The 10,980-nt window shown below is 67.5% G+C and carries 9 protein-coding genes; 6 read left to right on the forward strand and 3 right to left on the reverse strand.

Features of this window, described 5'->3' with window-relative positions:
• The coding region (locus ACIPIA_RS04005; protein WP_400506902.1) for an MBL fold metallo-hydrolase at nt 1-876 on the forward strand (876 nt) is incomplete at its 5' end.
• A gap of 9 nt (nt 877-885) precedes the next feature.
• Here ACIPIA_RS04005 and ACIPIA_RS04010 read toward each other — a convergent pair.
• Nucleotides 886-1,662, reverse strand: a complete 777-nt coding sequence (locus tag ACIPIA_RS04010) for a DUF1499 domain-containing protein (RefSeq protein ID WP_400506904.1) — start codon at nt 1,660-1,662, stop codon at nt 886-888.
• A 170-nt stretch (nt 1,663-1,832) separates the two neighbouring features.
• On the opposite strand from ACIPIA_RS04010, the gene ACIPIA_RS04015 reads away from it, so the two are divergent.
• Nucleotides 1,833-4,370 (forward strand): methyl-accepting chemotaxis protein, encoded by a 2,538-nt coding sequence (locus tag ACIPIA_RS04015; protein WP_400506906.1) that lies wholly within the window; start codon nt 1,833-1,835, stop codon nt 4,368-4,370.
• A gap of 81 nt (nt 4,371-4,451) precedes the next feature.
• On the opposite strand, the gene ACIPIA_RS04020 is transcribed toward ACIPIA_RS04015, so the two are convergent.
• On the reverse strand, nt 4,452-6,080 hold the full coding sequence (locus ACIPIA_RS04020; protein ID WP_400506908.1) for a long-chain-fatty-acid--CoA ligase: 1,629 nt from the start codon (nt 6,078-6,080) through the stop codon (nt 4,452-4,454).
• 134 nt (nt 6,081-6,214) lie between these two features.
• On the opposite strand from ACIPIA_RS04020, the gene ACIPIA_RS04025 reads away from it, so the two are divergent.
• The 4 genes from ACIPIA_RS04025 to ACIPIA_RS04040 all read left to right on the forward strand — a co-directional run bounded on the left by ACIPIA_RS04025 (nt 6,215) and on the right by ACIPIA_RS04040 (nt 10,087).
• Nucleotides 6,215-6,679, forward strand: a complete 465-nt coding sequence (locus ACIPIA_RS04025; protein WP_400506910.1) for a MarR family winged helix-turn-helix transcriptional regulator — start codon at nt 6,215-6,217, stop codon at nt 6,677-6,679.
• A gap of 7 nt (nt 6,680-6,686) precedes the next feature.
• A complete protein-coding gene (locus ACIPIA_RS04030) occupies nt 6,687-8,153 on the forward strand; it encodes an amidase (RefSeq protein WP_400506912.1) in 1,467 nt (488 codons plus the stop codon).
• Nucleotides 8,154-8,291: 138 nt separating this feature from the next.
• The gene (locus ACIPIA_RS04035) at nt 8,292-9,668 is read left to right on the forward strand and encodes an aspartate aminotransferase family protein (RefSeq protein WP_400506913.1); all 1,377 of its coding nucleotides are present in this window, start codon (nt 8,292-8,294) and stop codon (nt 9,666-9,668) included.
• Between the two features lie 209 nt (nt 9,669-9,877).
• Nucleotides 9,878-10,087: a hypothetical protein gene (locus ACIPIA_RS04040; protein ID WP_400506915.1), complete on the forward strand. Its 210-nt coding sequence runs from the start codon at nt 9,878-9,880 to the stop codon at nt 10,085-10,087.
• A gap of 134 nt (nt 10,088-10,221) precedes the next feature.
• Here the strand turns inward: ACIPIA_RS04040 and ACIPIA_RS04045 are convergent, their stop codons facing one another.
• Complete coding sequence (locus ACIPIA_RS04045; protein WP_400506917.1) at nt 10,222-10,818, reverse strand: L,D-transpeptidase; 597 nt, start codon at nt 10,816-10,818, stop codon at nt 10,222-10,224.
• Nucleotides 10,819-10,980: the final 162 nt, after the last annotated feature.

Below are 10,980 nucleotides of genomic sequence, written 5' to 3' on the forward strand. Positions count from 1 at the left end.
CCGGCCGGCGAAGTCGCGAAGCTTTCGCCGCTGGTGCGCCGCGTCGTCGCCGGCAATGGCGGCCCGATGACCTTCACCGGCACCTGCACCTACATTGTCGGCCGCGGCACTGTGGCGGTCATCGACCCCGGCCCCGATGATCCCGCCCATGTCGAGCGCCTGCTGGCCGCCCTGCGGGGTGAGACGGTGAGCCACATCGTCGTGACCCACACCCATCGTGACCATTCTCCCGCAGTGCCCGCCCTCAAGGCGGCCACCGGCGCGCAGGTGGTCGGCTGCGGGCCGCATCGCCCTTCCCGGGAACTCGGCCCCGGCGAAGGCCGCGTCCTCGATGCCGCGGCCGATACGGGTTACCAGCCGGAAGCGCTGATGGGCGACGGGGACGTGATCACCGGACCGGGCTGGAGCCTCGCGGCGGTCGAGACGCCCGGCCACACCGCCAACCACCTGGCCTTCACCCTCGCCGAGGAGGCGACGCTGTTCTCGGGTGACCACGTCATGGCCTGGTCGACGTCGATCGTCGCTCCGCCTGACGGCTCGATGGCCGCCTATATGGCCTCGATCGAGAAGCTGCGCGGCATGGAGCACGCCCGTTACTGGCCGGGCCATGGCGGAGCGGTCACCGAGCCGCAGCGCTTCCTGCGAGGCCTGGTCCAGCACCGCCGCCAGCGCGAAGCTGCTGTTCTGAGCCGTCTCGGCCAGGGCGACGACACGATCGCGGCCATGGTGCCCGCTATCTATCAGGGCCTGGCGGCGGCCCTGCATGGGGCAGCCGCGCTCTCCGTGCTGGCCCAGTTGGAGGACCTGGTGCTGCGCGGACTGGTCGACGCCAGCGATCCCGTGCCCGCCCTGACGAGCCGCTATCGTCTCGCCTGAGCCGCCCGCTCAGCGATTGTCCATCAGCAGTTCGACCTCGCCGGCAAAGGCGGCGATGCGCGACGCATTGGCTCCGAGGTCATGATTCCCCAGCCGCGAGGCCGAGCGGATATCGATGCGGCTGCCGTCGACGCGTGGCCGAACCCGGATGGTGATGTCCTCCGAGAAATGCAGGATGCGCCCCCGCGCCACGGCCTCGATACGGCCCGCCCCGCTGCGGCCGCCCGGCCGGGACGTTTCCAGCACCTGCCAGCCAAGCCCGGTCGCGGCGCGGCGCGCAACGTCGAAGGCAATCTCGGCGGGAACCTCCAGCAGGATCGGCACGGCCTTGGGATAGGCCTGGCGCTGCACGCGCCGGCGGATGGCGGGCACATCGGGCGGCACCCGCCCGGCGCGCGCCGTCTGCGCAACCTGGGACCGGCTGAAGGTCGGCGGATCGTCGATGTCGGTGGAGATATCCGCCAGCGCCGGCAGGGTCACGAGCTTCACCGCGACATGGCCGAGCGGCACGAGCAGGGCCAGCGACAATACCATCGCCCAGGCTGCCATGCCGACGCCGCGATGCCCGGAGCGCCAGATGCGGATGAAGGCCAGGATCGCAAGGCCGAGCGCGGCAAAGACGAAGATGTAGGCCCCTGCCACCGGCGCGAGACCTTCGATGCTGGGCTCCCGCAGCCGGACGAGCAGCAGCGACAGGGCGAGAACCGCGAGCGAGAACCACGCCAGCCGCCGGCTCCAGACGGCGGCACGCGAAACCGGTTCCTCGAAGACGAGACGGCGGTGCATCGCACCTAGGTGAGGCCACGGCCGGCGGAAGGCAAGCGCGAGCATCGCTAAGCGCAATCTTAATCAAATTGTTGGTAGCTGGCCGCGAAGGGGCGGCGGGATTGACCACCACGCCCCTTCGGCCTGCGCCACCGCCTTTCCCAGTTGCACGTCGCTTCCCGAGTACCGCCGTGAAATTCTTTCCTTCGTCGATCCAGAGCTATCTCGTCGCTACGATGGCGTGCCTTTGCGTTCCCGGCATAGGCGCACTGACCTACATGGCGGAGCAGTCCATCGCCGAGGTGCATACCAACATGCGGCTGGCCGAGCTGGTCGAGGCCGACAAGGCACTGCTTCTCGCCGGCAACATGATCCGCTCGGCCCGCGGCCAGGCGCAGACCAGCATCCAGGTGGCCGATGATCCCGCCCCGGCGCTGAAGCAGATCGAGCAGGCCAACCGCTCGCAGATCGCAGAGGCGGTCAAGCAGCTGCAGGACACCGATCTGTCAAACCGCAAGGAGTTGATCGCCGGTATCCAGCGCGAGCAGAAGCTCGCCGACGACAAGATGGCCGATCTCTATGCCGAGGCCGGCAAGCCGAAGGCGCAGCGCAACCTTGCGGCGACGATGCCCTGGTACAACGGCATCGGCGCCATCGAGGGCGCGATCGTCAAGGCCTCGGACGAAACCTCGACGGCCGCACGTCTCGCCGACCCGGTGCTGGCCGATCTGCAGGGCTTCAAGTCTACGGGCTGGGATGTCCGCGCCAATTACGGCACGCAATGCTCGCTTCTGCGGCCGGCCCTCGGCTCGGGCAAGGCGCTCGATGCGGCCCAGCTGCGCCGCCTCGGCGAGATGCGCGGCGTCACCAACGCGTCGCTGGACACGCTGAAGCAGCTTTCCTCTCGTCCGGGGGTCGGCGGCGAGCTCGTCCGGAAGATCGGTGTCATGACGGCCGACGTCACCGCGTCGAACCGCAAGATCGACGAACTGATCGGCAAGCTCGGCCAGGGCACCGGCCCCATCATCGCCGCCGATGAGTGGACGAAGCAGTGCAACGCTCCTTTCGAGCCGATCGTGTCGGCCGTGACGCAATCGCTCGACGACATGAGCCTGCGAACCAGCGAGAAGCTCAACCAGGCCTGGCTGAAGCTCGGCATCGTCGGCTCGCTGCTCACCGCCCTCCTCGTCGTCTGCATCCTGAGCTGGCGTGGCGTACAGCGGCGCGTCGCGCGGCCGCTGATCTCGCTGAAATCCGCGCTGGACGGCATGCAGCAGGGCGATTTCGCGCAGGCGATCCCCCCTGCCCCGTCGCCGGACGAAATCGGCGCCTTGAGTCGCGCTCTCGAAACCTATCGCGAGAATGCGCTGGCGCTCGAGCAGAACCGACGCGACCGCGAGCTCGCCATGCTCGCCGACGCTGAGCAGGCCGCCCATGTCCAGAAGCTGCTCGGCGAAGTCGCGACCATCGTCGCCGACGCGCGCAACGGCAATTTCACGGGCCAGGCACAGGTCGGCGGCATGGAGGGGCCGCTCAAGGAGCTCGTCGAAGGCATCAACGAGATCAACGTCGTGGTGGACACGGCGACGACGGAGTTCGCGAGCGCCTTGTCGGCGATCGCGGGCGGCGACCTGACCAACCGGGTCGAGAGCGCCTATCGCGGCCGCTTCGCCGATCTCAAGGGCGCGATCAACGAGACGGTCGACCGCCTCTCGGCCACCGTCGCGACGATCCAGACCACCTCGGCCGATGTCGGGCTGGCCGCCCGCGAGATCCATATGGGCGCCGACGACCTCTCGAAGCGCACCGAGGAGCAGGCCTCCTCGCTCGAGGAGACCGCCGCCACCACCGAGGAACTCGCGGCCAGCGTCAAGGCCTCGGCCCAGGCCTCGAAGGATGCCGCCCGCATCGCCGACGACGCCATGCAGGCGGCCCAGTCCGGCGGCGCGATTGCCGGCCAGGCCGTCGAGGCCATGGCCCGCATCGAGAGCGCCTCGCAGAAGATCTCCGACATCATCCGCGTCATCGACGACATCGCCTTCCAGACCAACCTGCTGGCGCTCAACGCCGCGGTCGAGGCGGCACGCGCCGGCGAGGCCGGCAAGGGCTTCGCCGTCGTCGCCTCCGAGGTGCGCACGCTGGCCCAGCGCTCGGGCGAGGCGGCCAAGGACATCTCGTCGCTGATCTCCTCCTCCAATGCCGAGGTCGGCGAGGGCGTGAAGCTGGTTCGCCAGGCCGGCGACCAGCTCTCGCGCATCCTCGAGGCCTCGCAGAAGGTGGCGGCGACGATCGCCGACATCTCGGCCGCCTCCGGCGAGCAGGCCAACGGCATCGACGAGATGAGCCAGGCCGTCGCCCATCTCGACGAGATGACCCAGCAGAACGCGGCGCTCGCCGAAGAGAGCGCGGCCTCGGCCAATGCGCTGACCGGCCGCATCGGCCAGCTCAACGAGCTCGTCGCGACCTTCCGCACCGGCCGCGAGGCTGTCGGGCAGTCCGGCTATCCGCAGCCGGTCTCCACCGGCGCCACCGGTTCGCGGCCGGCGAAGCCCGCGCTGCGTTCGCTGCCCCGTCCGGCCCTGGCTGCCGCGGCCGCCCCGTCCGACGGGTCCGAGCCGCAGCGCCTGCGCGAACTCGCCCAGGCCGCCTTCGCCCAGTCGAAATCCGCCCCCGCTCCGCGCAAGGTCGCCAATGGCCGCGCCCAGGACGCCGGCTGGGAAGAGTTCTGAGCCAAGGCCCACGCCCGAAGCAGTTCCACAACGAAACGGCGCCCCGAAAGGGGCGCCGTTTTGCGTCGCCCGGCGTCGATGTCAGCCGGGCAGCCGATAATCCTTGAAGAGTTCGCGCAGCGCCGTCTTCTGGATCTTGCCGGTCGCGGTGTGGGGGATCGCCTCGACCAGCACGACATCGTCGGGCAGCCACCATTTCGCGATCTTGCCGGTCATGAAGGCGAGCATCTCCGCCTTGTCCGGCGCGCGCCCCGGCTTCGGCACGATGACGAGCAGCGGCCGCTCGTCCCATTTGGGATGGGCAACGCCGATCACGGCGGCCTCCGCCACATCGGGGTGAGCGATCGCCAGGTTTTCGAGGTCGATCGAGGAGATCCACTCGCCGCCGGACTTGATCACATCCTTCGAGCGGTCGGTGATCTGCATGTAGCCGGCAGGGTCGATGGTCGCGACATCGCCGGTGTCGAAGAAGCCCTGATCGTCGAGGATGTCCTCATCCTCACGCCGGAAATAGGCGCCGGCCACCGCGGGCCCGCGCACCTTGAGCCGGCCGAAGGTCTTGCCGTCCCAGGGCAGGTCACTCCCGGCATCGTCGGTCAGCCGGAACTCGACCGTGAAGGGCGGGTGGCCCTGCTTGACCTTGAGGTCGTAAAGCGCATCCCCTTCGAGCTGACGATAGACCGGTTTCATCGAACAGAAGGAGCCTAGCGGGCTCATTTCGGTCATGCCCCAGGCATGGGCGACGGTGACGCCGTATTTGCGTTCGAACGCCTCGGTCATCGCGCGCGGACAGGCGGAGCCGCCGATCACGACGCGCTCGAGCGTCGCGAGCCTGCCGCCGGTCGCTTCCAGGTGCTGCAGCAATCCGAGCCAGACCGTCGGCACCGCCGCGGTCATGGTCACGCCCTCGCCCTCCAGCAGATCGTACAGCGAGGGACCGTCGAGCTTCGCTCCGGGCATCACCAGCTTGGCGCCGGTCATCGGCGCGGAATAGGCCAGCGACCAGCTGTTCGCATGAAAGAGGGGCACGACCGGCATCACCGTGTCGCGCGAGGACAAGCCCATGTAATCCGGCGCCGCGCACGCAAGCGCATGCAACACGTTCGAGCGATGCGAATAGAGCACGCCCTTCGGGCCGCCCGTCGTGCCGGAGGTATAGCAAAGCCCGGCCGCGGTGTTTTCGTCGAAGGCCCCCCAGGCGAAATCGTCATCAGCCTCGGCGAGCCAGTCTTCGTAGGCGACGGCCCCCTTGAGATTGCACTGCCCCATATGCTCGGCATCGGTGAGGACGATGTAGCGCTCGATGCTCGGCAGCCTGTCCTGGAGCTGCTCGATCATCGGCACGAAGGTAAGGTCCAGGAAGAGCAGCCGATCCTCGGCATGGCCTACGATCCAGGCGATCTGCTCCGGAAACAGCCGCGGGTTGACCGTGTGGGTGATCGCGCCGATGCCGCTGATCCCATACCAGAGCTCGAGATGCCGGTCGGTGTTCCAGGCCAGCGTGGCGACCCTGTCCCCGAGCCCGACTCCATCACGCTGCAGCCGCTTGGCGACGCGCAACGCCCGGTTCCTGATTTCGCCATAGCTGCGTCGCCGCAAGCTGCCGTCCTCGACGGCGCGGCTGACGACCTCGCGGGTGCCGTGCTGGACGGCTGCGTGGTCGATGATCCGATGGAGCAGAAGGGGCCAGTCCTGCATCAGGCCGAGCATGCGCGTTTCTCCCGAAGCGTTGTCTTTTCCGGGAGGATAGCTGCGGCTTTCCGCGAAAGGGAAGTCGCACCATCGCAGGCTCGCCTGCCCGCGCGAGATGGTCTAGGTCTGATCGTTCAAAGGGGGGAAACGCGATGACCGCACCGAAGAGCGTCCCGCACGCGGCGACGGAGCCTGACCGTGTCTGGTTCCGCTTCATGCGGCTGCACCAGCGCATGCTGATCCAGATGACCGGGCGCATCCGGAAACTCGGCCTCTCCATTCCGCAATTCGACCTGCTTTCGACGCTGACCGAGCAGGAAGGCATCAGCCAGAGCGAGCTCGCCGAACGCCTCTACGTCACCAAGGGAAACGTGTCGGGCTTGGTCGACCGGCTTGTGCAGGCCGGCCTTGTCGAGCGCCGTGCCATCGCCGGGGACCGGCGCTCCTATGCCATGCACCTGACGCCGGAGGGCCGCCGGCTGGCCGAGGCCGGAATCACGGCTCAGCGCGATTTCGTCGCCAGCACGCTCGGCAAGCTCAAGATCGACGACCTCGCCGAACTCGACCGGCTTGTGCTGCTATGGCGCGATCTCGCCCGCGCCGTCGACACGGAATGACGTCGCGATGGCAGCCGATATCGACCTGACCGCTTCGGCGACGGCCTTGCGCGCGGGCCTGCTCGCGCGGCGCTTCAGCGCGATGCAACTGCTGGAGGCCACCTTCGCCCGGATCGACGCGTTGAACCCCCGCCTGAACGCCATCGTGGCGCAGGATCGGGAAGCCGCTCGCGCCATGGCCCGGGCCAGCGACGAGCGCATCGCAAGCGGCAACCCGCGCCCGCTCGAAGGCCTGCCGATCACGGTCAAGGACGCCTTCGACGTCGCCGGCCTGCCCTCGTCCGGCGGCCTGCCCGCCTATCGCGAGCGCGTGCCCACGGAGGATGCCGCCGCGGTCGCGAGGCTACGCGCAGCCGGGGCGGTCATCCTCGGAAAGACCAACGTCCCGGTCTTCTCGGGCGACTTCCAGAGCTACAATCCGGCCCATGGCGTGACGAACAACCCCTGGGACGAAAGCCGTTCTCCCGGCGGCTCCTCCGGCGGAGCCGCGGCCGCCGTCGCGACCGGGATGAGCGCCTTCGAGCTCGGCTCCGATCTGGGCAGCTCGATCCGCTGGCCTGCCCATGCCTGCGGTGTGTTCGGGCTCAAGACGAGCTGGGGACTGGTCTCGACCTGGGGCTCGATTCCGCCTCCGCCCGAGCGCCGCACGCCGCGCAATGCCGACCTGATGGTCGCCGGTCCGATCACCCGCGCCGCCGAGGACCTCGACCTCGTCCTGCAGGTCATCGCCGGCCCCCGCGACGCGGCGCTCTTGCCCGGCCCCCTGCAGCAGCCGCGCACGCGGACGGCAAACGGGCTGCGCGTCGCACTCTGGGCCGAAGATCCCTTCGCCCCCGTCGACAGCGAAGTGTCCGAGGCGACGCGCGAGGCCGCCCGCCGCCTCGCCGAAGCAGGCGCCATCGTCGACGAGACCGCGCGCCCCTCGGTCCGCTTTTCCGATGCATTCGAAGTCTACGCCCTGCTCAACCATGCCGTCGTCGCCTATGGCCTGCCTCCGAAGGTGCGCGCCCGCATCCAGGCTCAGGCCGCGCGGTTCAGCCCGTACGATCTCTCGCATCAGGCGCTGCAGGCCCGCGGCGCCCGCATGACGCCCGGCCTCTACCATCAGCTCGCGCAGCGCCGCATCGCCCAGAAGCGGCAATGGGCCCGCTTCTTCGAGCGCTTCGATGTCCTGCTCTGCCCGCCCGCCCCGGTCGCGGCGATCCCGCACGACCACGGACCGGACATCCACGCCCGCCGGCTCGGCGTGAATGGCGAGCCCCGGCCCTATCTCGACTTCCTGCTCTGGGCCTCCCTGGCCACCGGCGCCGATTTGCCGGCATTGTCCGCACCGGTCATGCGATCGCGCGAAGGCTTGCCGCTCGGCGTCCAGGTCATCGCGCCCTTCGGCGAGGACCGTACCGCGATCGCGGTCGGCGCAATGCTCGAAGAGGCGGGAAGCGGCTTCGTCGCGCCGCCAATCGAACGGCCTTGAACGGACGCCTGGTGCGGGATTCTGATTTTCGGTCGCATTGCAGCAGAGTCTGTCACCCTCTGCGTCCAAAGCGCTCAACATTTGCAGTCAATTCGGTCTAAGGTGGCAAGAATCTTAAACAGGGAGCGAAAACCGATCATGCTGTCGAATCTCGCCGTCAGGGATATCGAAACCCTCGTCCACCCGTACACGAACCTCGCCACCCATCGGCAGAACGGGCCGCTGGTTCTCGAAAGCGGCAAGGGCGTCTACGTCTACGACTCGACCGGCAAGGAATATATCGAGGGCATGGCAGGCCTCTGGTGCACCGCGCTCGGCTACTCCAACCAGGAGCTGATCGAGACTGCCTATGAGCAGATGAAGAAGCTGCCCTTCACCCACATCTTCGGCGGGCGCAGCCATGACCCGGCGATCGAGCTTGCCGAGAAGCTGAAGGAGATCGCGCCGGTTCCGATCTCGAAGGTGTTCTACGGTGCCTCCGGCTCCGACGCCAACGACACCCAGGTCAAGATCGTCTGGTACATGAACAATGCGCTCGGCCGGCCGCAGAAGAAGAAGATCATCTCGCGACTGAAGGGCTATCACGGCGTCACCGTCGCTTCGGCGTCGCTCACCGGCCTGCCGAACAACCATATCGACTTCGACCTGCCGCTGCCCGGCATCCTGCACACCTCCTGCCCGCACCACTATCGCTACGCCGAGCCGGGCGAGAGCGAGCAGGACTACTCGACCCGCCTCGCCGCCGAACTCGAGGAGATGATCCTGCGCGAGGGGCCGGACACGGTCGCCGCCTTCATCGCCGAGCCGGTGATGGGCGCCGGCGGCGCGATCACCCCGCCAGCCGGGTATTTCGAGAAGGTCAACGCCGTCCTCGCCAAATACGACATCCTGTTCATCTCGGACGAGGTCATCACCGGCTTCGGCCGCACCGGCAAGATGTTCGGCACCGAGACCTACGGCCTGAACGCCGACACGATCTCGCTCGCCAAGCAGATCACCTCGGCTTATTTCCCGCTCAGTGCCGTGATGATGAACGACAAGGTCTATGACGTCCTCGTCGACCAGAGCCGCAAGATCGGCACGTTCGGCCACGGCAACACCTATGCCGGCCACCCCGTCGGCTGCGCCGTCGCGGTGAAGACTCTGGAGATCTATCAGCGCGAGAAGATCGTCGATCACGTCAACAAGGTATCGCCGACCTTCATCCGCCGCCTCGACAAGCTCGCCGAGCATCCGCTCGTCGGCGAAGCTCGGGGCGTGGGTCTCATCGGCGGTGCCGAACTGGTCAAGGACAAGCAGACCAAGGCCGCATTCGACGTCAAGAAGGGCGTCGGCGCCAAGGCCGTGGCCTTCGCGCTGCAGGAAGGGCTCATCACCCGCGCCATGGGCGACCGCCTCGCCTTCTGCCCGCCGCTGGTCATCAGCGAGGCGGAGATCGACGAGATGTTCAACCGCTGCGAGCGCGCGCTCGACAAGACCCTGGACTGGGCCAAGGCTGAAGGCCTCTTCGCCTGACGGTCCGTGCCTGGGACGAACTGAAAGGCCGGGCGGCAATCGCCCGGCCTTTTTTTACATCTGTTCATCAATGTGGCCGAATCGGCTCCCGGCTCCAGATCGCCACGAACAAATCACAGACGCGCCCCCGGCCGGTCCCGATCCATCGGCAGCATGAAGCTGTCGGTGGCGTGAGCCTTCGACGTCAGGTCATCAGTGAGTCAGGAGCCATGCTTCAACACCACACTCGTCATCATGTGCAGCTTCGCAAGGGCTTTCACGATGCTGCGGCACGCGAAACCTATGGCTCGCAGTTCCGCCCGATCGCGATTCAGGCGGTCGCCGCGGGAACCCGTCAGCTATCGGGTGCGTTGAAGAAGCACGGCGAGGCACGCAGGACCGAACTCCCCGGCGTGCTGCGCCACGGTTTCGACGACTGAAACCTCCCCTTCGAGACCCTACACTTGGCCGGTGCGGAGCCCAGCTCCCACCGGCCTTTTTCTTGGCCATGCCGCAATGAAAAGCGGGCGCCCCGAAGGCCGCCCGCTCAATGCTGTCGACAGATGCGCAGTGATCAGACCACGACGACCTTCGCGCCGGCAGGGACGCGATTGTAGAGGTCGATGACATCGATGTTCCGCATCCGGATGCAGCCGGACGAAGCCGAGCGGCCGATCGTCTCCGGCTCGTTGGTGCCGTGGATGCGGTAGAGCGTGTCCTTGCCGTCCTGATAGAGATAGAGAGCGCGGGCCCCGAGAGGGTTGTCCGGGCCACCCGCCAGTCCGCCCGCGACCGGCTTAAGATGGGGCCAGCGCTTGATCATCTCGGCCGGCGGCGTCCAGCGTGGCCACTCCGCCTTGCGCTGCACCACGGCTTCGCCGGTCCAGCCATAGGCTTCCTCGCCCGTGGCGACACCGTAGCGGATCGCCTTCTTGTTCGGGAGGACGAGATAGAGGAACTTCTCCTTCGTATCGATATAGATCGTGCCAGGCGGCTGGCCGGTCGGATCGGCAACCTCATACGGGAGATAGGGAAGGTAAGTATCGAACTTGGGAACGAGCGCGATATATTCGGCGTCGCGCGCCGACAGTTCGGGAGCGGCAACGCTCTTGTACTGGCAGGCACCCAGCAGGGCCGATAGCGCCAAGGCAACGAAAACGGTCTTCTTCATAGTCTCCACCAGAGCGACCCGAAGGCAGCCTTTATGATGAATCGAAAGTTAACGCTTCGTGTCGCCCAAGCCATAACCGCGTGGCGACGGTCCGGCGAAGCACTAGGCGCCAAACCGGCAGGGCGCAATCAAGTTCCCCTTATGGCACCCTGATGGCGGGGC

It is taken from the genome of Allobosea sp. CER48 (assembly GCF_044752385.1).
Taxonomy (GTDB): Bacteria; Pseudomonadota; Alphaproteobacteria; order Rhizobiales; family Beijerinckiaceae; genus Allobosea.

Coding starts and splice junctions, on each gene's coding strand:
- ACIPIA_RS04035 (WP_400506913.1), top strand. CDS start 8,292: ATGCTGTCGAATCTCGCCGTCAGGGATATCGAAACCCTCGTCCACCCG.
- ACIPIA_RS04010 (WP_400506904.1), bottom strand. CDS start 1,662: ATGCACCGCCGTCTCGTCTTCGAGGAACCGGTTTCGCGTGCCGCCGTC.
- ACIPIA_RS04040 (WP_400506915.1), top strand. CDS start 9,878: ATGCTTCAACACCACACTCGTCATCATGTGCAGCTTCGCAAGGGCTTT.
- ACIPIA_RS04025 (WP_400506910.1), top strand. CDS start 6,215: ATGACCGCACCGAAGAGCGTCCCGCACGCGGCGACGGAGCCTGACCGT.
- ACIPIA_RS04030 (WP_400506912.1), top strand. CDS start 6,687: ATGGCAGCCGATATCGACCTGACCGCTTCGGCGACGGCCTTGCGCGCG.
- ACIPIA_RS04045 (WP_400506917.1), bottom strand. CDS start 10,818: ATGAAGAAGACCGTTTTCGTTGCCTTGGCGCTATCGGCCCTGCTGGGT.
- ACIPIA_RS04020 (WP_400506908.1), bottom strand. CDS start 6,080: ATGCTCGGCCTGATGCAGGACTGGCCCCTTCTGCTCCATCGGATCATC.